Here is a 19799-nt window from a genome sequence, read left to right as displayed (position 1 = left end):
GTGCGTGCTTTGTGGCGCCCAACAGCCCAGCCTTGCAATTTCAGCTGTGCACTCAGGCGGCGACTGCCGTAGCTGCTCCCACTGGCATGGAAGACTGCTTTGGCCTGAAGGCTCAGTGGGCTCACTGCAGCCTTTGTGGTGGCGCGCTTGCGCGCCGCGTACCAGCCCGAGCGGCTCATGCCCAACACACTGCACCACTGGCTTACCGTGGCCTTCTGCGCCTGTGCTTGCGCACTCATCAGGTCCTGAATCATTTCATTTCCCGGGCGAAGAAGGCCGACGCTTTTTTTAAGAGTTCATTGTCCGATTGCAGTTGCCTGACCTGAGACTCCAATTGCCGAATGCGTTGCTGCTCGGCCGTCAATGGCTTGCCAACGCCTGGGCGCCCGGCCGCCTCTTCGTCGTACTGCGCCAGCCAGCGGCGCACCGCGCTGTCAACCAGATCCAGATCCTTGCTGACCTGAGCCACGCTCAGATTCTGTTCTCGGACCATCTTGACCACTTGCAGCTTGAAGGCTGCGTCAAACGCCCTGCGCGCTCTTTTGTCTTTCATGTTCGTCATTTCCTCTGGGGTCTATGGGCCCCTATCGAGGTGTCCTATTTCATTGGACCATGACACCACTACCTCTCCAATCTCACCTGGAGCCACAGCCTCCCCGGTGGTTGGATCAACTACCTCTACATGCACATGCCCGCCTGCCATGTGATAGCCATTGCGTGCAGAGCACTCGATGCCTATGGGGCCTGCCTCCAGGGAGCCGTAGTAGAAATAGGCTGGGTGGCCCCACAGCTTTTCGATGCGATCTCGTAGCGCCGGCGAACAGCCCTCGCCAGTCAGCCACATGAAGCGCAAAGGTAGCGCACCTAGGTCGATGTCCATACGCTGCGCAACTTCGGCCAGCAGCACTGCATAGGATGGCGTGGTGATCAGAACCGTTGCCCCCAAATCCACCGAAGCACGGAGCGTGCGCTCAGGTGTGGAGTAATACCCGCCCTTCCCCATTGGAACGACCATGGCACCGTAGCTCTTCTGAAATGTGCGGTGAAACGCCAGTCCAGAAGAACTCATCTCGTGAGGCAAAGCATTGATCACTACATCCGACTCACCCACGGGAATGAGCAGACGCATAGCTGGCGACATGTTGTTGACGTGCAAGTCCTCCCAGGTATGGGGTATGTAGATCTCTTCACCCCCCGTCGTTCCTGTTGACACATGGATCTGCGATACAGCCTGACGAGGCACCGACAGCAGCAACCAAGGCTTGCCTCGGATCTCGTCCTTAGTTGTCAAGGGGATCCGAGCAAGGTCGTCAGGTAAATTTAGCCTGGCAGGCACGACACCTGCCGCCTGGAACTTTTCGCGGTAGAAGCCGTTGCGCTCATACGCGTGCATGAGGATGCGGCGTAACGCCTCTGCCTGATACGCTTTCAACCGATCCTCGGGCCAGATGTCGACATGCTCACTACCGTTCGCGAAGTATTTCCGAACGATCGCAGGCAAAGGGCGGTGGTAGTTCTTGGCTAGAAAGGACATTGTTTACCTCACTGCGGCCAGTGAAACGGCTTGGCGATGGGCGTCAAAGCCATGTACATGGCGGGACAGCCGTGCCAGAAATGCTCCCGGGTCGGCATGCTGGAATATGTTTCGCCCCATGCACAGCCCACTGGCACCTCCTTGCAACGCGCCATCGACCACGCTGAGGACCTGCGCCTCCGTCGTCGCGCGTTCTCCTCCTGCGACAAGCACCGGTACGAAACAACCTTCCACGACCTCCGCCATGGCTTCGGGCGAACCTGGGTAGTTGACCTTCACCAAGTCGGCTCCGAGCTCGGCAGCCAGTCTTGCCGCATGCGCAATACGTGCGGTGGATGACGCAGAGGCCGATTCACCATGCGTATAAACCATCGCCAACAAGGGCACGCCCCATCGCTCGCACTGGCTCGCGACGGATCCCATATCACGCAGCATGCCAACTTCCGCGAGGGAGCCGAGGTTCACATGAATAGAGACAGCATCAGCGCCCATCACCAAGGCATCCTCGACCTGAGCAACAAGAACTTTGTGCGTCGAATCCCGCGCAAGCGATGTAGATGCGGACAGATGCAAAATCAGGGGCGCAGGAACGTCCCACACTGGACTGCGGCTGTTGTGTGCAACACCGCGGTGCACAATGATTCCCTGAATATTGGCACCACTTGAACCAATTCCTGCGATGGTCCTTCGAATCTTCGAAATACCCTCTATGGGCCCCACGGTAGCACCGTGATCCAGGGGTACCAAAAGTGCCTTCTGAGAAACGGGGTTGATGAGACGGTTCAATCTAAGTTCGCGACCAGAAGCCATTTTTTCCCTCCTTCCTATCTCATTTTTCGATGATGTTTTCTTCGATTCGCAGTCCCGTGTGTCGCCCCGGGTCGTCGACATGGGCCAACAACTCGTCGCCAGGCTGCAGCAAGGTGCAGTGCCGCACCTTCCCGTCGGCTCCCATAACTCGCACATGCCAATCGTTCTGCAGGAAGGTATTGATGTGGACGCGACGATCACCACTACCGACACGTTCCCCTTTGGGGGTAACTCGCTCTTGCATCTCGAGCATGCTTTCGACTCTTGCTTGAAGTTGAGGCGGAACTAATTCAAGCGGTACGCTGCAGCGAATCTTCAACATTGGCCGACGCTCGATCTTGGCTCTACCTACCGAGACGACCCGTGCCCGTCCAGCCAAGTCAACGCACATCACCTCGGCGCCAGCACGCATCTCGCTCAGGTAGAACGCTGAACCATCAGGCCCCCATATATACGAATGCACAGCACCCGCGTTCACCCGAAACTCACGCAGGTTCATGTGTGGTAAGTGATGCGTCTCAGAGCACACCAGAATGCCGCCCCACCCGGTAGACCCGACCACCATTCCCTCTTCCGCACTCATCATCGAGGTGGTATCGACGCACACGCGATGCCCCAACCCAGTGTGCTGAATTTCCTCGACCCGAGCCGGCAGCAGGTTCATGATCGAAGCTTGGCGGTGCCGCAGGTTCTTACTAAGGCTGTCAACAGCCGCGACATCCTTGGAGCGAAAGACGACACCGATGCCGTGCTCCATGGTGGCGAAGGCGTTGAGTGACTGATGGATATCATCGACCACTCGGGCGAGCCCCTTGATTGGAACGCTGCGCAGCACTTGCGTCTTTTTGCCAATCGTTTTTGCGATTAGAAGTTCGTACGGAATGTACGTCGCGTGCTCGATGTCAATCACCACAAAGTCATCGCCGCGTTCGCACACCATGACGCAGTAGGGGAACTCCGCTTCGAGATCCCGAACCTCGATGAAGAGGCCCGCAGCTCTTCCACTCGCCACAGCGGCTTTCCGAACCTCTTCGTGCGGTGTAAGCACCGAAACGCTCGGCGCCAAGTCGGACAGATCGCCGACCTTTTCGACCCAAACGACTAGTTTTTTTGCACTCGTTATGGACTTAAGCGCCGAGTGGTCGACGAGCAAATGCGTGCAGTTGGAGCGTTCCACCGCCTGCCTCAGAGCTGCATCGTCAAGGCCACGAGCATCAAACCACCATGTGCTTGATCCCGCACCCATCTCCTCGCGCTGCACGCTGCCTTTGTTCACAACACGAAGCGGGGGTGGTGGGACTCCCGTCGAACTTGCAGAAACGCTAACTGACGATTTCATATAACTCCCTCCTTTAGTGATTGGCGATAAGAACCTGTGGGGCTGGCAAGGTGCGCGGCATGGCCAGCATCGACAGGCTTACCAAGGCACACGGCAGTGCAGACATCCAAAAAATTGCGCCTGATGCAGAGGCAAAGGCTGCGGCAACGCCCTCTACCGAACCCATTCCGCCACGCACGGCCTCCAACTGCTGCGTGAGGACAGCGCCCAGAAACGAAACCCCTAGTGCGCCCCCTGCAGTGCGGAACATGATGGGAAGCGCAGTAGCTATACCCTGATCCCTCGGCTGAGCCACACGCTGCACAGTCATCATCGAAAGCGGAATCGCAAGGCCAATACCTGCCCCAAGAACGCTCAATGCGCAGAGAATTCCCGCAACATTGGCAGCATTCACGCTGACGGCTAGACCTATGTAGCCCCCTGCCATCAGAAGCGCCGAGGCAACCGCCATCGCCCGCAACTGCCTACTGTTTGCCAGCCACTTTCCGCCAACGACTGAAGACATCGATATCGCAGCCATTAAGGGAAGCATGTGCAGCCCCGCCTGTACGGCCGTCATCCCCACGGCGTATTGCCAATACAGCGGCATAAACACTACAACCGAAAAGAGAGCGACACCTGTACATGCGCTCAAGAGTCCGTTGAGCAAGAAAACACACTGCCGAAACAGGTGAATAGGCAAAAGCGGCCCCGGGACCAGAAGCTCACGCCAAACAAAGAGGAGCCCAACCACCACAGCTAAGGCAGGAGCAACCACGGCCTCCAGAACGGTCGCCCCGTGCGCCATGCCAAAGCCCCGAGCTGCGACCAGAAAGAGCGCGAGAAAAACGGCAAGTAAGCCGCATCCAATCAAATCAACGGCAATAGTCGCGGCCTTCGCGAGTGGTCGGTACATCCAGAACAACGCTGCAAGCGCCACCAGACCGATCGGCACGTTCAGCAAGAACGCCCAGCGCCAGGAGTATTCCTGAGCAAGCCATCCACCCAGCAGTGGGCCCAAGAGTGCGGCCAGTCCGTAAGCACTACCCAGCATGCCCTGAACCTGGCCAATACGGCGCTGAGGTGCGATATCCCTGGCCGCTAGCATCGTGAGCGTCATCAGGCCACCACCGCCCAAACCTTGCAGACAACGGGCCAGGAGGAGTTCCTCTATTTGCCGACTCAGACCACAGGCGGCTGATCCCACTACAAAGATGCCCACAGCAAATAGAAGCGTGGAGCGGGTCCCATATCGGTCAGCCAGCCTTCCATACAGCGGTATCACGGCCGTCGAAGCGATGAGGTAGACGGAAAAAATCCAGCTAAGGAGCCGGTGACCCTGCAAATCATCCGCAATCGCGGGAAGCGCCGTTGACGCGATCGTCTGGTCCAGTGCTGCCAAAGTAAGCACGATCACTAACGACGCCAAAACCGGTCGGTTCCATGTTTCTCCACCTCGCATGCAACACCCCCTCCATTGAGGCTGGAGTTTCGATGCTTGAAAACATAAAGTACAGTGCAATCTTTAGAACTGTTAGTTAACTAAAATTTAACTATGAATCTGAATTTGCTCCCAGCTCTAGACGCCCTTCTGTCCGAAGGAAGTGTGGGCGGTGCCGCGCGAAGGATGCATGTCAGCACGCCGGCAATGAGTCACACTCTTGCAAGGATCCGCGAGGTTACGGGCGATGAAATCCTGGTCCGCGCGGGTCGACAACTTGTCCCTACGCCTCGCGCGCAGGAGATGCGTGAGCGAGTGCGCAAGCTCGTGGAAGAGGCCGCCTCATTGTTGACGCCCGGCGATGGAGGGCTGAGCCATGTAGCTCGCACCTTTGTCATCCGCGCTCCGGATGGGGTTGCGATCGTTTTTGGCGCGGCGCTCGCCGACGCGCTGCACAAGGAGATGCCGCGCGCAAGGCTGCAATTCATCCCCGACTCGGAAGGAGATCTCTCCGATCTGAGAGAGGCACACGTCGATTTAGATATTGGCGCGCTTGGGGAGCAGGCTTCCGATATCCAGTCCGTGCCGTTGTTTTCGCAGAAAGTCGTTGGCGTCGTGCGTGAACAGCACCCGATGCTTTCGGTGCCGATCACTGCCAAGAGATTCGCAGCTGAATGTCACGTCGCGGTGCGCCAGCGAGGACGGATGTCCAATCCGATCGACTCAGCTCTCGCGGAAATGGGCTATCGTCGCTTCGTTCTGCTGACCGTTCCAAGCCCCTATGCCGCGCTGATGGCTGCTGCGCGCTCCAATCTGGTTGCAACAGCTCCCGCACGCTTCGCCTCAAGCGTTCAGGGTCCACTTCAACTCAGAACATTCCAACTACCGTTGAAGTTCGAAGTCGAGCAAGTCGTGCTTGCTTGGCATGCACGGTTCAATTCAGATCCTGCCCACCGTTGGCTGCGAGAGTGCATTCGACGACTGCTATCGGGAGCGAGCTGGCCACAAGCTTCAGCATAAAGATCAGGCTCTCTTTGCAGGGTGCGCAGCATCAATCGAGTGGGCGGGATGCAATCTATCGATCGCCTTGCAATGTCGGATCAAAGCAGTTCCCCCCCATACAGCTCATTGATCCTGGATGCGAAAGATCGCGCGTCCATCTCAATTCCGCAGCGGCCAGCCTGTTGCCGTGCTAACACCCACCTAAATCCGATCCCAAATTTCTTCAACCACATATCACTTCCTCGAACTGCCAACCGAATACACCCCGCATTGACACGATCTAACGCCCTCCCCGCCCGGCACGCCCCACCAGCGCGGCCGGGCGTTATGCCGTCTCGATAGCGCCAGAACTGTCCGCAGTCCCTTCCTTCAAGCCCCGCGTGTTCACCACCCGGGGCTTTTTCTTTGCCCGTCCGTTCCACCTTCTTTCCCTCCAACCACCTACCCCAAGGAGATCCCCCGTGCCCAGTTGCCCCCAATGCCAATCCCCCCGCGTCGAGACCCTCGATCGCGGTCGCACCGCAGGCGCCGCCATTGGCGCCGTCGCCGGAGCCGCCAGCGGCGCCGCAGCAGCCCTGCGGACCGCTCAACTCGGCGCCACCTACGGCTCGCTCGTCGGCCCCGCCGGAGCCGTCCTCGGCGCCGTCGCCGGAGCCGCCATGGGAGGCCTCAGCGGCGGCGCCGTCGGCTGCGAGATCGGCAGTCAGATCGGCAAGGCCGTCGATCAAAACTGCCTCAAGAACCACCACTGCCTGGAATGCGGGCACCGCTTTCGCGATCCGTACGCCTGAGAGCTCGCCCTTTTAACGCGTCTTACTTCCCTCCCCTCGTTCTCTTTTCATTCATTTATCTAGGAGCATTCCAATGGCACATCTCGTTCAAACCATGGCCTATGTCGGCGAGACCCCCTGGCACAACCTGGGTCAGCAACTGCCCGCCAAGCAACCCATCGATGTCTGGGCCCGTGAAGCGGGCATGGACTGGACCATCCGCGAGGCGCCCGTGCGCTACATGGCGACGGAGCCTGGCACGGGCAGTAGCGCCGCCTCTTCCGTCTCCGCGCTGTATGCCGAACCCATGGAGTTTCCCGACCAGAAGGTGCTATACCGCAGTGATACCAAGGCCCCTCTGTCGGTGGTCAGCGCCCGCTACCAGGTCGTGCAGCCCAAGCAGGTGCTGGAGTTCTACCGGGACCTCACCGAAGTTTCTGGATATGAGCTGGAGACTGCAGGGATCCTCAAAGCCGGGCGCAAGTTCTGGGCCCTGGCCCGTACCGGCAAGTCCTCGGCCCTCAAGGGCAACGATGTGGTTAACGGCTATCTGCTGTTGGCTACTTCCTGTGACGGGACACTGGCGACTACGGCCACCCCGACCACCGTGCGGGTGGTCTGCAACAACACCCTCTCCATTGCCCTGTCCGGAACATCGAGTGCGATCAAAGTGCCCCACAGCACCAGCTTTGATGCGCAAGCAGTCAAGAAGCAGTTGGGCATTGCCGTCTCGCAATGGGACGGTTTCATGTACAGGATGAAGACCCTGTCCGAGCGCAAGGTCAAGAGCCATGAGTCCATGAACTACTTCCTCAAGGTGCTCTGCCAGACGGATGGTCATGCGGATGCGTCTGCAGGCCTCACCAATGAGCGTGCGCTCAAGAAGGTGCAGGCCATGTACGAGGGCCAGGGCCGAGGTGCCGAGTTGGCTGCCGCCAAGGGCACAGCCTGGGGCCTGCTGTGCGCCGTCACCGAGTTCGTGGACCACGAGCGCCGGGCGCGCAGTCAGGAGTACCGCCTGGACAGTGCGTGGTTTGGCCAGGGCGCTGCGCTCAAGCAGCGGGCACTGGAGCAGGCTTTGCAGTTGGCGTCATGACGGCGTCTGCCGTTCTTTGCGTTTTATCCATCCGCCTTCATCGCCCTTCACGGCATAGACCCCGGCTCCTTCAGTGGACCGGGGTCTTTTGCTTTGGGGGGCGGTGTGGCGTCGTGGTTGTCGTTGTTGTTGCTTTTGTTGTTTTCACTTCAAGGAGTCAGCATGGTTCGTCCTGTTGTTTCACCAGGGTCTGAGGCGTCACCGCGTCCCCGCCCTGCCCTTCGGCTGGTCAAGACCCAGGACCTGGATCGCGATCAGTGGTTGCAGGTGCGCAAGGGTGGCATTGGCAGTTCGGATGCGGCTGCGGCGGTCGGGCTCAATCCCTACCAGTCGCAGCTGGAGTTGTGGATGGAGAAGACCGGGCGTGCCCCCACCGCCCCACCGGGCGATGGGGGTGCGGACGATCTGAGTCCGATGTACTGGGGTTCGCTGCTGGAGCCCATCGTGGCAGCGCACTACACGCGCCGTACGGGCAACCGGGTGCGACGCATCAATGCGGTGCTGCAGCATCCCGAGTTTCCCTGGATGCTGGCCAACATCGACCGGGAGGTCATGGGGGCTTCGGATGTACAGCTGCTGGAATGTAAGACAGCCGGTATTCAAGGGGCTTGGCTCTGGCGTGATGGGGTGCCGGAGTATGTGCAGTTGCAGGTGCAACACCAGCTGGCTGTGACGGGCAAGGCTGCAGCCGATGTGGCGGTGCTGCTCGGGGGCCAGGAGCTGCAGATCTTCCGGATCGAGCGGGATGATGAGTTGATCGCCCAGCTCATCACCCTGGAGCGGGAGTTCTGGGGCTATGTGGAGCGGGGCCAGGCGCCGCCGGCCGACGGGTCGGATTCGGCAGACCGGGCTTTGCGGGCGCTGTATCCCCGGGACACGGGTTTCACCCTCAACCTCAAACATGACCTGGTCATGGGGGCGGTGTTCTCTGACCTTCTGGCAGTGCGGGAAGTTTTGGCAACCAACACAGCGCTGGAAGCCCAGTTCAAACAAGCCATTCAGCAGCGCATGGGGGATTCCAGCCGGGCTGTGTTTGAGAACGGTGAGGTCAGCTTCAAGCGCAGCCGGGATGGGACACAGCTCGATACAGCGCGGCTGGCCAAGGAGCAGCCGGAGATCGTCAAGGCCTACACGGTGCCCAAACCTGGGAGCAGGAGGTTCCTGGTGCAGACCTGAGGCGGGTTCATCTTTATTCAACGCATTCCCCAGCAGCGGGCTTCATCGGTGACGGTGAGGCCCGTTGTGTTTTTGGGGGGGTGTTTTCACATTCAACGAGGAGATTCACATGCTCAAAGGTTTGGCTTTGACACCGCCCGTGATCGGGCGCATTGCGATTGGGCGGGTGGTGGAGAAGGCAGGACGCCGTCTTCCGGAGAAGGACGATGAGTTCACCCTGACCAGCCAGGTACAGAACAAGGAAGGGTGGGTTCCGCATCCGGTGGATGCGCAGTTGCGCAAGGAGCCGGGGGCCAAGCTGCGCAGCATTCCGGTGCGGCTGCTGTTTGATGACCCGGATCTGAGCCTCAGGGCGAACTACACGATGTTTGACCGGGCCACGGGGAGACCCCTGTGTGTGGGGGACGGGGAGAGCTGCAAGCGGGTGACCCTGTCGGGGATGCAGTCCCTGCCCTGCCCTTCGCCCGCTGTCTGTGCGCTCGCGCAGGACGGGAACTGCAAGCCGTATGGAAGGCTGTACGTGCGGGTGGAGGCGGATGGCAGTACCGAAACGGGCACGGCTGGTGATGAGTTGGGCAGCTTTGTGTTCCGAACCACGGGGTTCAACAGCATTCGGACGTTGTCGGCACGCCTGCGGTATCTTTTTGCGGTGTCGGGTGGGTTGCTGGCTGGATTGCCACTGGAGCTTCGGCTGCGGGGGAAGTCCACCACGCTGTCGCACCGCACGCCGATCTACTACGTGGATCTGACTCTCAGAGCCGGTAGTAGTCTGGGCCAGGTCGTGGCGTTGGCACGGCAGGAGCGAGTGCAGCAGGCTGCGCTGGGGCTGGATCAGGCGGCGCTGGATGAAGCAGCACGGCAAGGCTTGGCGCTGGGGGAGTTCGAGGAATCGGAAGAGGAAGGTGTGGAGGTTGTCGAGGAGTTCTATCCGGAGCCTGGAACTGAGGGCGCGCATCCGGGGGATGGGGACGACCTGGGTACACACAGGGCCAGAGCGCCATCTCCTCCGATTTCGCTACGGGGCAAGCTGCATCGCAAGAAGGAGGCGCTGGGAGTGCGAGTCACTGCAACAGGTGATCCGGGGGCTTCCCATGCGGGGGCCTGAAGGGCTGGTTCGGCGCTATGCCGTGGGCCTGGTGATGGAGACGGTGCCGTGCTACAGATGTGGTCCGGATTCAGAACCTGGTGCCAAGGTGCTTCCGGGGATTCTGGTGAGGCATCGAGCGCCGCCACATCGCACGGGGGCGGTGGCACTTCAGCAGGCAGTGACCTTGCTCACTGGCGAGCGGGTGGCAGTGCCCTCAGTGACCAGTGCGGCCGGGGTGTTGCACCATGCGCAGCGCTTACTTCCTGGATTCCATGCTCAGCGGGTCTGGGAGCAAGCACCTTCGGACTTGCTGGCGCTGTGCCACGACGCAATTCACCACGGAGGTCTGGTGCTGCTGCTCTGGCATTCGATAGCCAGGGAGGTGCGGGGAGCTACCAGACGACCCAGCCCTGCGCCTCAATGGATGCTGGTGGTCGGGGTGGAGGGGCCTTGGAGACCGGTGGGGGATGGATCAGGCAACGCCGTGTGCAAAGAGGCTTCAGGACTCCTGGTCCTGGATACACAAGTGCATCCTGGATGGGGGTTGGGGCACAACCAGCGTCTGGTCCCTGGGGCCTATCCACACCATGAGGCAGCCGTACGAGTGGCGGAGTTTCGGGCGGTGTGGTCGGCGCGTACGGTGGAGGGGGGACTGGACTGTGGGCTGGTCCTCTCGGCGATCACACTGTCTACCGGCAAGGCCCAGGGCGCCACGTGATCTGGCGGGCGCTCAGACAGTGCATCCACGCTGTCTGGCTCTTTTTCAGTGCAGCTCAGGCAATCACAAAGGGCGCGCGGTCCTTGCCCGCAATCCACTGGGGCGGCTTGCCCCGGCCGGACCAGGTCGCGCCGGTATCGGGATCGCGGTATTTGGCGGCGACTTTCTTGGGCTGCGGCTTCCAAGGGAACACCTGCTGGGCAGTGAAGCCGAACTCCGCGATCAGTTCATGGACAGTGGCCAGCGCCTGCACGGATTCCGCCTTGTGGGCTTGGGCAATTTGCGCGTCGAGGGATTTTTTCTGGGCCAGGAGTTCGGAGTAGCTGGGCATGGAATTGCGGGGGAACGAAGAAGAAGAAGAAGAAGAAGAAGAAGAAGAAGAAGAAGAAGAAGAAGAAGAAGACTGCGACGATGGCAACGAGTCAGAGGGGTGTGGTGGTCAGCCTCAATGCTCCGGCCCAGGCACTGCTATGGGGCCGCAGCAGCGGATTGTGCCGCCTGTCCGCCCTGCCGCCAGTCCTGCAGATCGGTGAATTCACGGCCGCAGCCTGTGCACTGGAGGGTCGAGGTGTAGCGCATGGCGCCCGCCTCGTCGCGCGCGACCACCCGGTGGTAGCTGCTGGCGCCGCAGTAGCCGCAGCGGTTGACAGTGGCAGGTGGATTCGTGGGCATGTCTCGGAAAGGGCTTGTCGCGGGGTGTTGTCGGTGGGTAGCACGATGGTAGCAATCTGGTGACCACTCGGCTCACCGAAGGGCATCACTGCAACTGCGCTGCACTCCTGCCAACTTTGCCACAGTGACGTCAACCGCTGCCCTGTGGCTGCGTTGATCTGATGAGTTTGCATCACATAATGTCACAAACCTAACAGGAGGATAGATGGCGATTTGAGCCTTAGGGCGGCTGGGCAGCGAGGAGCTACTGGATCCAGGCTTTTACTGTGCCTGGCTCGCCCGGCGCTTGGTCGGTGCTGGCACCTCGGGCGGCTTAAGCAGAGCCCACGGAGCGACACCCAGAACATGGGCCAGGCGCTCGATGTTGGACAGCGAGACGTTCCACTTGCAGCGCTCGATGGCCGACACATAGGTGCGGTCGAGGTCGCACTCGTGGGCCAGGCGCTCCTGGGACCACTCTTTCTGCACACGCAAGAGCCGCACCCAGTAAGCGAGGACTTCGCGCAGGTTGGTCGGATCAGGCAGCCGTGTGGGTGGGGTGGGTTTGGCAGGCACCGCGCAAGGATGCGGTTCTGCTTTATTTGCATCTACGGAGTTTGCTTCTCAATTGCAAACGACTCTGTGGGTGTTTTTGTTTTTAACCACGGGACGCGCGGCGTTCCACTTTGAGGGAGTTGTTGCAATGAAGCTCGGTCGTATCTTGATCGCGGGGTATTTCTTAATCGGACTGCTGTACGCGGTCTATGCGCATTTCTGGGGTCCGGAGCCGTTTCGCAGCTTTGCGTTCCATCTGGGGCAAGGCGTGTTGTGGCCGGTTGCCTTGTTTCCGAGTCTGGGCCCTGTGATCGCGGGGATCGTGGTTTTGATCTTTGTGGCGGTGCTGATGAGCTCGTAGTGCCTGGCGTACTTGCCAGCCTACCGAAGACTGCCAATGGCTTTCATCGCCCGCGTGATCCTGACGCTGTTCGGGATCTATCTGTTTTTCTTGATCTTCAGCTCCTGGGAAATGGTCGGTTTCCTGGTGCTGTGGATTGTGGTGCGCCTGGCCAGCGGCAAGGGGTAGATCGCACCGTAGGTGCAGGGGAAGGACGGAGTGGCCCTGCAAGCCTTCCCCTGCCCTGCCCACTCTTTAAGAAAGTGTCTTATGAGATTTGAAGCAATGGCCAGGACCACCGCCGTGGCAGTCCTGCTCGCGGCATCGCTGTCAGCCTGCAGCTCCAAGAACGAGCGGGCGTTTGTGGGGGGCTGCGTGAGCATGGGCGCCAGCCGCGAGAACTGCTCTTGTGCCTACAAAAAGGTGAACGCGACCCACAAGATCGATGGCATCGATTTTGGAGAAATCCTGGGTACGGAGCAGCACCGAAAGATCCAGGTGGCGTTCGCAGCCGCTGTGATTCAGTGCATCAAGGAAAACGGGCTGTGATGCCTGCCCCGCCCTTCCCTTTCATTCATAAAACCGCCCACTTCACTTTTACCCCATCCAATCACCATGAAAACAAAACTATCTCTCTGTGGTCTGGCCTGCTTGCTGGCGGCATGCTCCAACAGCCCATCGGGGTCTGAGCTTGCAAGCTCGATGACCAGTGAGCTGCAAAAGTCCTGCGAATACGCCAGCGTGGACAGCGCGACGATCACGAACACGTTTTTTCCGAACTCGGACAACAAGAATATTGCCAACGTGAAATTCACCGCCACCGTCAAGGTGAAGATTGAGGGCAAGTTGGCTCAGGATTTGCAGAAGTTCCGCACTGCTTCAGCACTGTTTTCTGAATACGAGAAGGAAATGGTGGAGCTCGATCGCAGCTACAAAGAGCAGATAGACGCCGTCGATGCGGTGCGCAAAGCTGCACAGGACAAGTACTTGGCACAGGAGGATGAGCGGGGCTACCTCATAGGCGACAGGCAAAAGCACAGTGCGGAAATGCGCGAGTTGTACAGCCAGAAAGAGGCTCTCGGCAAGGAGTGGCTTTCAGCATCCAACGGAGTCTTTGACAAGTACAAAAACCGGGCCACGAACCTGCTGTACGCGACCAGCTCGGGCAAGGTCCAGACGTATGCCCAGCCCTCCAAACCGGAGGTCCCGCTGGCATGTTTTGGCTATCGGGACACTCGAAAGCCCCTAGGGATCCTCTACAGGGCGGTGATGGATGGCAAAGGCTCGTCCGATGACTACTACGCCGGGGTGGAGACTTCCATCGAAGGCGAGCGGCAGATGATCAAGACGGACAACGGATGGAGAGTGGCCGGGAATCTGTAGGCCACCTTGCGGCTGCGATATCAATTCACATCGCGATTGGCTCTACGGGGAACAAACCAAGACGACCGGCCAGATGATCGATCCCACGCCCCGAAGGCGTGTGGATCGATCTATCCGTGCTTGTTTTTTTCGCCCCCTCAGAGCTTTCAGGCCCTATCCAGTCCCGCAGGGAAAATCACTTCGCCGTGCGGTCGCACGAGGCGTTCATCCCGTCGAAAGTACCTCCCGTCCGGATCGGCAGTTGGATCAACCACGCTGCTTCGCCATTGCGAAGATCGTCTGCGCTTTGCCCTTTGCTGCGGACTGATCTGCCCGACTGAGGGGTGGCAATAGAAGGCCTTCGTCGCCATCGACAAACAGTGGGCCGCCAAAGTCACTGTCGTAGAACTCTCCATTGTGACTTCCGCCATCGTGGTAGGCCCTCATGGTCGACTTCGTTAAATCAGCTCCGAATTTCAATGCGAGGTGCTGCCACATCCACGCACGTCCCGCTTCACGGTTTTCGATTGCACGCTCGGCGGCTCGGCGTATCCAGTAGACGTCCCCGCGTTGGGCCAACTGCTCCTCTGCCCAATCATCTCCTTGGGCCGCCAGATCCTCCAACGCCGCTTCGTCGCCCTTCTGTGCAGCCTCGCGAAGCCACTGCCCCCTTGCATTGGGCGTCGAGGCGATCTGGGCCATCTGGCGTGCATCCACGGCGCCTTCCAGCCGCTCAGCCAAAGCGAGAAACTCACTACTGTCGAAGCTCATACCGTACTCAAGTGCTGCAGCCCTTACACCGCCCAATGCAGCTTCTTTGAGATGGAACTCGTACAGCCGGTGTCTCGGCACTTGACGCAGGTACTCCGCCACCCAGCCCTGCTCCACCGCGTTGAGCACGCGTCCTTTGAGCGATTCCTCATGGAGGTACGGATTGGGGCGCTTGCAGCGATACAGTGCCGCCAACAAGAAATGACCTTGTGGATCGGATTCATCAGCATACTGCTTCAATCCGTGGATCAAGAGGGGCGATTTTTCGATCAGTTCTCTCGTCAGCCGGGCTGCAGCGAAATCCGCACTGGGTGGATCCTCATGCCAATCAGCATCCTCGTCCTCATCCTCCTGATCGTCTTTCGCATACTGCGCTGGTGGCAGCAACACAGCCTGCAACTCGGCCCGAGAAACACAAGACAGTCGATGGGTTTCAACAAATTCCAGGAGTGTGTGGACGACAGAAATCGCTGTGCGCTGGTCGTATCCGAGCTGAAGCGCACGCCCCGTCACTTTGGGCAATGCATCGACGGGGACGTTACCCACCCCAGCATCCGCAAGCAGAAATCTGGCGTGAAACGATGCCCATGAACGACTGCCAAAGGTGGCAGCTAAAAGCTCGTGAACATGACTGCGTTTGATGACGCAACCGGCGCGGTCTTGGAGGGCGGCATGTGCTGCGTATGCCAATTCTTTCAAAGTCATGGATTTTCCTTCGGGTCAACCATGCCGGATCGGGTCAGATGCACGCGTTTAAATCCCCGACGGCAAGGCCCAGGTGGGAAATCGATGACTTGAAAAGAATGCCTGTTTCTACTCGCGTGCAGGTAGGGCGGGCGCCTGCATGCATTGTAATGGTGGCCAACAGCGCCCCAGCACAGGTACGCGGGCACGAGGTCTATGTCCCGTTTGTGTAGCGCTGATCATTTTCCCGATCCAGACGCCTTTCTTCAACACTGCTATTCTCCGTACCTTCAAGTACAAACATGGTCAAAATAGTTGGAGCCTACGGTCGCCTTGCAACGGCAAAGTGGCCCCAACGCAAGCCATGTGTCCATTAAAAACATGGACGGGGTTTCCTCAAGGCAAAACTGGCCTTAACTCCAAGAATGCACACTTGGGGGTGGAATTGCGACACGCTTCGCAGCTCCATTGAACATACAGCACTACCTACTACGGCAGCCCGAGGCTGCGTAGCTAAGAAAACGGTGCACACCCGCTCGAGTAGGCTGTTTACGCCAACCCTCGACGCCGGTTGAACCCAGAGATGCTGTCGTCGCTCACTGGGAGTCTCCGGCAATCACAACCGAGCAATCCTTGGGAATGCTCAAGAGTCTGATGGCATTCGTGCCATCAGGTTCTCATGATCGCTGGCCGCCCGCGTATGCAGGCATAGACATCAACCGAATTTTTACCTCACCATGAGTGCAGATACCAACCAAAAACCTCCTTTCGACCTCAAGGCAGTACAAACCTCCATGGCGTTTACGAGTCCTCCTCCCGCACTGCTCCCAACATTGAGGGCAATTTGGGATGAGGCTGTTGACCAGCTGAAGCGCACTGAAGAAAAACACGCTCCCCGACTGCAAAAAATCTGGGGAGAAACAAGCCTGGCAGGCGATGAATTTTCTGTGCTGAAGCGTGCTGCGCTGGCAAAAGGTAAAGAGTCGCTGAGCGTTGAAGCCAATCAAGTCCTCGAATACGCGTACTTTCGCACATTGACTCTGGTCCAGCGAATCCATGATGCGTTCTACGATTTGCATCCTCTGACCACCCCACTGCACAACGAGAAGCCCGATGAGGCGTTGATGAAACGGCTGCTTGCCGCAGACAACCTCAAGGAAAAAGCCTTCCTGGACCAGGTTGTCTCACCATTCTTCGCCCTGCAGTTGGAGGCTGCCTTCCTGCGAACGCACCTTGAGGTACCCAAGGGTGTTCCCCTGCTACCAGCAGCCCGCCAAGACCGTTCCTCCAAGGGTGGTCAGGGCGCTAATCGTGGCATGGAAGCCGTTCAGGAAGTCATCATCCAGTGCCTTGAGTCCGCAAGCGAGGGGAAGATGCACCGCAGCCTTACCGCCTTGGGCAATGAGTACTCCGTGGAAATAGAAGCAACCCTGGAAACGCACAAAGACGAACTTAGGCAACGTCAGGGGAAGGGAGAGACAGTCTCCCAATATGCCCGGGACCTGACGGTGGAAGGCATCATAAAAAAACTTCCCCGCTGGGCCAAAGAAAACCCTCAACTCCGCGCACGTCTGGCCAAGCTGTGCAAGCTGAAGGCTTAAGCAGCCGCTTTGAGCTCATCAGGGCCACAGCCTCTGCGCTCCGGGTATGCCGTACGAGAGCATCGAAGGGGGGGGATTGATCAAGACAATCTCCTCCTTCCCTTTCTGGTAAACAACCGAGATTTGTCCTGCATTGCGCAGGGAGTGAAGGGCTAAATTGAGATGTGCAGCTTTGCGCAGTTCTGGGGGGCCGCAACGCAACACTTGACTACGACTGATGCGGCTTGGACCAGCGACAGGCAATGCTCGAACAAGGTAGTCGTAGAGCATGCCCGCCAACTGCTGCGCCCGAATCTCAACGGGGGGCTCACCAAAGGCTCTCTTGGCCTGGCCAAGGTGCCACATAACGACACGACAAGCAGCTTGCACAGCAGTCTCCGAGACCTGTGTATCGCCAGAAGAAAAATAATGAAGCACGGCGGCAAGACGCAAAGCGTGCTCTGGTGCACGTCTCACGAACACCTCCACATCCCGCCACAGAGAACTACTCGCGTACTCGTACTCCATCTCTCTCGCAAATGCGGTCCACAGATTCGCCGCCTGCGGGCTCAAGATCAGAAGCTGCCGCTTGCCGGAAGGAGTCGCCAGGCTCCGGGCATATTGACGTAGTAGTGAGCGAAGACGCTCATGGAACGGCGCGATCAGTGCCTCGTACTGGCCGGGCACCGCAGCTGGTGTAAAAAACCGTCCTGCAGGAGCAGAAGCGTCTGAACAGAAGGACATGAGCATTCGAGGCAACAGCCCCGCCTCCACCAACACGTCACCCTTCTTCTTCATGACTCGATCGAACGTCACGCCTTGGGTCAGCATGCACATTGAGGCCCGGGTGTCTGTCACGAAGATTGCGCCCTCTTTACGGCTGGTATGGCGAATGGTGGCACCATCAAAACGCTTACACAGGGCAGCCACATCGAGGCGCTTATCGAACAGCAGCGCTCCTTCGTCCAAAGCATAGAAAAGCGACTTGGCACCACTGCGAAACAGATCCACCACACCCTGCTCCGTCGCCTCTTCCAGCAAAAAATGGTGGGAGGCTTCGGCAGCTTCGCACGCATCGTCCAGGGGGGCTTGCAACAACCCCTGCTCAAACTCTTCAAAGGGCCCCTGAACCTGCTTCAGGGCAGAAGACTTGCGGCATCCGGAGCTCGCAATCCCGGCAAAGAACATGCTTGTAGGCATGCGGTCTTCGTGACAAGAGTACGGCTTTTGCACATCCGCCACGCCCTGCACAGCAGCAGCTGCGGCCGACAGAATGATCGGGACCACCAAGGCTTCAGAGGCCTTGGTGCTGCCCGTGACGGCATAAAGGGCATCCCCCATTCTTTTGGGCAATGCTTCGACAGGATAGCTATAGATTTGACGATAAGGATCAAACACGGCGTGTTCTCGCTTTAAAAAAGCGGTTTCCTTTCGGGCCCCGAACGGCATGAATATCCTTCACCTGCATCTGGTACGAGCGTGCCGGGCCAGGTTTTTTGGTTTTGATTTTTTTCAGCTTCGAACAACCAAAAGAGCGCATGTGCTTTGGCATCCGAAGTTTCAGGGTGTAATCCACCTTGGTCAGATAGTCACAATAAAATCCCAATACATCGAGGAGGTCCGGATCGCTGTAGCTCAACACACGGAGGCCGGTTTTTTCTGTTTTAGGCAGGGCATTGACATTGAATGTATACCCTTTATCTCTATCAATCTCAGCGTCCCAAGCCGCTGCGATCTGACGTGGCAGGTTAATACGATCCTGGTGCTTAGCACCGTCAACCGCAATAAGCCAGTGTACGTGTAAGCCACGGAAATCAGAACATTCAATCTTCCAAGCGAAAAATGTCAATTCGCTCCCAAACATCTTTCGCAAAATCTCCAGCATCTTTTCTCGGTACTGATTGATCTCCTCACAACCCTTCAAAAATTCCTGCTGGCTTTTGAACTCCACAGGCACAGAAGGACTGGTAGTTCGGTAACCCCAATCCAGCCTGATCAGCAGATTGCGCGCGTTCTTGAGCCATCCAGCCTGTGCAACGTGCATCAAGTGCTTGTAGCGCTCAGTAGCATTTCGACGGAAGCCCTTGATGGCATTGCGCAAATCTTTCGTAAGGAGCCCACGTCGAATCAGATCCGCCAGCGCATTCAACTCGCTGCTTGCTTCTATGAATTTACTCCCTGTCAACAAACTGAACTCCCATGGTTCAAAGGAAAGGGGGGAGACGTAGCCTACGCCATCTACTTCACCACCACCGACAGTCAATGCCGCAGTCGCCGCTCGACGAATCAAATCAACCTCAGGACAAAAGACGCGGTATTCATACGCCGGCACCTCAGAGTGATATCGTGCCTCCAACTCATTCCACAGCAAGCCCAAAAAGCGCAACATTCGCCGTCCCACACTATTCTTAGGAATCAAAACGTCCGCATTGAACCCTGCCCAGAAAGGTGGTTTGTAATTGTGCGCAATCAAGTCCTGGCACATACGGGCAGCCTGCTTGTGCTCAAACCACACACGTTCTTCGCATCCGATCATCAACTTACTGGAATGGCATTCTTCCGGTTCAAGAAACTGCTGCACATCAACATACTTCTTGGCAAAGTAGTATTGCTCTTTATCCATATACACCCTTCAATCAAATTCACACTGCTAGAAGTTCGCCAGGATGAACTAGTGGTCATCCTAGGCTCTATAGACATGCTCAACTGATTGAGCATGCACATGTTCTACATCGACTACTGAATCACATCCATCTACACCTATACACTCACTCCTATATGTAGTATCTAAATACCTAGTTTTAGACCAGATCAACAATATGAAAAACTCATCAAGCATCTCCCAGAATCTCCTTGGGAGAAGAAACTTCAGCGATAGCAAGACCCTTTGTTATTCAAAAGATA

Annotated in this window: 21 protein-coding genes and 2 pseudogenes; 11 read left to right on the top strand and 12 right to left on the bottom strand. The window is 58.1% G+C overall.

The features are described from left to right. The 6 genes and pseudogenes from OIN59_RS21385 to OIN59_RS21360 all read right to left on the bottom strand — a co-directional run. Nucleotides 1-239 (bottom strand): annotated as a pseudogene (locus OIN59_RS21385) (IS3-like element ISKpn18 family transposase); the annotation flags it as partial. Between the two features lie 11 nt (nucleotides 240-250). Next, nucleotides 251-553, bottom strand: coding sequence for a transposase (locus OIN59_RS21380; RefSeq protein WP_055392842.1), 303 nt, complete (start codon nucleotides 551-553; stop codon nucleotides 251-253). Nucleotides 554-574: 21 nt separating this feature from the next. Next, complete coding sequence (locus OIN59_RS21375) at nucleotides 575-1501, bottom strand: phenylacetate--CoA ligase family protein (protein WP_274113655.1); 927 nt, start codon at nucleotides 1499-1501, stop codon at nucleotides 575-577. 36 nt (nucleotides 1502-1537) lie between these two features. Beyond that, nucleotides 1538-2344: a 2-amino-3,7-dideoxy-D-threo-hept-6-ulosonate synthase gene (locus tag OIN59_RS21370; RefSeq protein ID WP_162239802.1), complete on the bottom strand. Its 807-nt coding sequence runs from the start codon at nucleotides 2342-2344 to the stop codon at nucleotides 1538-1540. 19 nt (nucleotides 2345-2363) lie between these two features. Next, on the bottom strand, nucleotides 2364-3620 hold the full coding sequence (locus OIN59_RS21365) for a 3-dehydroquinate synthase II (protein ID WP_162239803.1): 1257 nt from the start codon (nucleotides 3618-3620) through the stop codon (nucleotides 2364-2366). Between the two features lie 76 nt (nucleotides 3621-3696). Further along, a complete protein-coding gene (locus OIN59_RS21360) occupies nucleotides 3697-5124 on the bottom strand; it encodes an MFS transporter (protein ID WP_274113651.1) in 1428 nt (475 codons plus the stop codon). A gap of 93 nt (nucleotides 5125-5217) precedes the next feature. Here OIN59_RS21360 and OIN59_RS21355 point away from each other — a divergent pair. From OIN59_RS21355 to OIN59_RS21330, 6 genes and pseudogenes are all read left to right on the top strand, one after another. Next, a pseudogene (locus OIN59_RS21355) lies at nucleotides 5218-5391 on the top strand (LysR family transcriptional regulator); the annotation flags it as partial. Nucleotides 5392-5418: 27 nt separating this feature from the next. Next, complete coding sequence (locus OIN59_RS21350; RefSeq protein WP_274113663.1) at nucleotides 5419-6123, top strand: LysR substrate-binding domain-containing protein; 705 nt, start codon at nucleotides 5419-5421, stop codon at nucleotides 6121-6123. A gap of 443 nt (nucleotides 6124-6566) precedes the next feature. Next, complete coding sequence (locus OIN59_RS21345) at nucleotides 6567-6896, top strand: hypothetical protein (protein WP_055402990.1); 330 nt, start codon at nucleotides 6567-6569, stop codon at nucleotides 6894-6896. A 73-nt stretch (nucleotides 6897-6969) separates the two neighbouring features. After that, the gene (locus OIN59_RS21340) at nucleotides 6970-7971 is read left to right on the top strand and encodes a DUF932 domain-containing protein (RefSeq protein ID WP_274113649.1); all 1002 of its coding nucleotides are present in this window, start codon (nucleotides 6970-6972) and stop codon (nucleotides 7969-7971) included. A 162-nt stretch (nucleotides 7972-8133) separates the two neighbouring features. Beyond that, complete coding sequence (locus OIN59_RS21335; RefSeq protein WP_274113647.1) at nucleotides 8134-9147, top strand: YqaJ viral recombinase family nuclease; 1014 nt, start codon at nucleotides 8134-8136, stop codon at nucleotides 9145-9147. Nucleotides 9148-9256: 109 nt separating this feature from the next. Beyond that, nucleotides 9257-10252: a recombination directionality factor gene (locus tag OIN59_RS21330; RefSeq protein WP_274113645.1), complete on the top strand. Its 996-nt coding sequence runs from the start codon at nucleotides 9257-9259 to the stop codon at nucleotides 10250-10252. A gap of 755 nt (nucleotides 10253-11007) precedes the next feature. Here OIN59_RS21330 and OIN59_RS21325 read toward each other — a convergent pair. The 3 genes from OIN59_RS21325 to OIN59_RS21315 all read right to left on the bottom strand — a co-directional run bounded on the left by OIN59_RS21325 (nucleotide 11008) and on the right by OIN59_RS21315 (nucleotide 12179). Continuing rightward, nucleotides 11008-11370 (bottom strand): H-NS histone family protein, encoded by a 363-nt coding sequence (locus OIN59_RS21325; protein WP_274113644.1) that lies wholly within the window; start codon nucleotides 11368-11370, stop codon nucleotides 11008-11010. Nucleotides 11371-11420: 50 nt separating this feature from the next. Beyond that, nucleotides 11421-11624, bottom strand: a complete 204-nt coding sequence (locus tag OIN59_RS21320; RefSeq protein ID WP_274113642.1) for a hypothetical protein — start codon at nucleotides 11622-11624, stop codon at nucleotides 11421-11423. A 261-nt stretch (nucleotides 11625-11885) separates the two neighbouring features. Then, nucleotides 11886-12179: a helix-turn-helix domain-containing protein gene (locus OIN59_RS21315; RefSeq protein ID WP_228895881.1), complete on the bottom strand. Its 294-nt coding sequence runs from the start codon at nucleotides 12177-12179 to the stop codon at nucleotides 11886-11888. 127 nt (nucleotides 12180-12306) lie between these two features. On the opposite strand from OIN59_RS21315, the gene OIN59_RS21310 reads away from it, so the two are divergent. The 4 genes from OIN59_RS21310 (at nucleotide 12307) to OIN59_RS21295 (ending at nucleotide 13881) form a co-directional block, all read left to right on the top strand. Beyond that, a complete protein-coding gene (locus OIN59_RS21310) occupies nucleotides 12307-12519 on the top strand; it encodes a hypothetical protein (protein WP_228895882.1) in 213 nt (70 codons plus the stop codon). Between the two features lie 36 nt (nucleotides 12520-12555). After that, nucleotides 12556-12687: a hypothetical protein gene (locus tag OIN59_RS21305; protein WP_274113638.1), complete on the top strand. Its 132-nt coding sequence runs from the start codon at nucleotides 12556-12558 to the stop codon at nucleotides 12685-12687. A gap of 96 nt (nucleotides 12688-12783) precedes the next feature. Continuing rightward, nucleotides 12784-13047 (top strand): hypothetical protein, encoded by a 264-nt coding sequence (locus tag OIN59_RS21300; protein ID WP_274113636.1) that lies wholly within the window; start codon nucleotides 12784-12786, stop codon nucleotides 13045-13047. A gap of 66 nt (nucleotides 13048-13113) precedes the next feature. Beyond that, nucleotides 13114-13881 carry a hypothetical protein gene (locus OIN59_RS21295; RefSeq protein WP_274113634.1) on the top strand — a complete coding sequence of 256 codons (768 nt, stop codon included), beginning with the start codon at nucleotides 13114-13116 and terminating at the stop codon, nucleotides 13879-13881. Nucleotides 13882-14127: 246 nt separating this feature from the next. On the opposite strand, the gene OIN59_RS21290 is transcribed toward OIN59_RS21295, so the two are convergent. After that, nucleotides 14128-15336, bottom strand: a complete 1209-nt coding sequence (locus OIN59_RS21290; RefSeq protein ID WP_274113632.1) for a hypothetical protein — start codon at nucleotides 15334-15336, stop codon at nucleotides 14128-14130. Between the two features lie 716 nt (nucleotides 15337-16052). Between OIN59_RS21290 and OIN59_RS21285 the strand changes: the two genes are divergently transcribed. Further along, entirely contained in the window at nucleotides 16053-16916 is an 864-nt protein-coding gene (locus OIN59_RS21285; protein ID WP_274113631.1) for a hypothetical protein, read from the top strand. Nucleotides 16917-16934: 18 nt separating this feature from the next. Here the strand turns inward: OIN59_RS21285 and OIN59_RS21280 are convergent, their stop codons facing one another. After that, nucleotides 16935-18293 carry a DUF3987 domain-containing protein gene (locus OIN59_RS21280; RefSeq protein WP_274113629.1) on the bottom strand — a complete coding sequence of 453 codons (1359 nt, stop codon included), beginning with the start codon at nucleotides 18291-18293 and terminating at the stop codon, nucleotides 16935-16937. Then, nucleotides 18286-19518: a YagK/YfjJ domain-containing protein gene (locus OIN59_RS21275; RefSeq protein WP_274113627.1), complete on the bottom strand. Its 1233-nt coding sequence runs from the start codon at nucleotides 19516-19518 to the stop codon at nucleotides 18286-18288. Before OIN59_RS21275 ends, OIN59_RS21280 begins: the two co-directional genes overlap by 8 nt. Between the last annotated feature and the right edge of the window lie 281 nt (nucleotides 19519-19799).

The sequence above is a fragment of the Acidovorax benzenivorans genome (assembly GCF_028680575.1).
GTDB lineage: Bacteria > Pseudomonadota > Gammaproteobacteria > Burkholderiales > Burkholderiaceae_C > Acidovorax > Acidovorax benzenivorans.
The sequence above is the reverse complement of the archived record's forward strand: the minus strand, read 5'-3'. Positions and strand labels throughout refer to the sequence as shown.

What these genes read in the sequence shown, in the direction of transcription:
- OIN59_RS21330 (WP_274113645.1), top strand. Translation starts at nt 9,257, where the DNA reads ATGCTCAAAGGTTTGGCTTTGACACCGCCCGTGATCGGGCGCATTGCG.
- OIN59_RS21360 (WP_274113651.1), bottom strand. Translation starts at nt 5,124, where the DNA reads ATGCGAGGTGGAGAAACATGGAACCGACCGGTTTTGGCGTCGTTAGTG.
- OIN59_RS21335 (WP_274113647.1), top strand. Translation starts at nt 8,134, where the DNA reads ATGGTTCGTCCTGTTGTTTCACCAGGGTCTGAGGCGTCACCGCGTCCC.
- OIN59_RS21285 (WP_274113631.1), top strand. Translation starts at nt 16,053, where the DNA reads ATGAGTGCAGATACCAACCAAAAACCTCCTTTCGACCTCAAGGCAGTA.
- OIN59_RS21310 (WP_228895882.1), top strand. Translation starts at nt 12,307, where the DNA reads ATGAAGCTCGGTCGTATCTTGATCGCGGGGTATTTCTTAATCGGACTG.
- OIN59_RS21340 (WP_274113649.1), top strand. Translation starts at nt 6,970, where the DNA reads ATGGCACATCTCGTTCAAACCATGGCCTATGTCGGCGAGACCCCCTGG.
- OIN59_RS21380 (WP_055392842.1), bottom strand. Translation starts at nt 553, where the DNA reads ATGAAAGACAAAAGAGCGCGCAGGGCGTTTGACGCAGCCTTCAAGCTG.
- OIN59_RS21300 (WP_274113636.1), top strand. Translation starts at nt 12,784, where the DNA reads ATGGCCAGGACCACCGCCGTGGCAGTCCTGCTCGCGGCATCGCTGTCA.
- OIN59_RS21295 (WP_274113634.1), top strand. Translation starts at nt 13,114, where the DNA reads ATGAAAACAAAACTATCTCTCTGTGGTCTGGCCTGCTTGCTGGCGGCA.
- OIN59_RS21275 (WP_274113627.1), bottom strand. Translation starts at nt 19,518, where the DNA reads ATGGATAAAGAGCAATACTACTTTGCCAAGAAGTATGTTGATGTGCAG.
- OIN59_RS21320 (WP_274113642.1), bottom strand. Translation starts at nt 11,624, where the DNA reads ATGCCCACGAATCCACCTGCCACTGTCAACCGCTGCGGCTACTGCGGC.
- OIN59_RS21290 (WP_274113632.1), bottom strand. Translation starts at nt 15,336, where the DNA reads ATGACTTTGAAAGAATTGGCATACGCAGCACATGCCGCCCTCCAAGAC.
- OIN59_RS21370 (WP_162239802.1), bottom strand. Translation starts at nt 2,344, where the DNA reads ATGGCTTCTGGTCGCGAACTTAGATTGAACCGTCTCATCAACCCCGTT.
- OIN59_RS21305 (WP_274113638.1), top strand. Translation starts at nt 12,556, where the DNA reads ATGGCTTTCATCGCCCGCGTGATCCTGACGCTGTTCGGGATCTATCTG.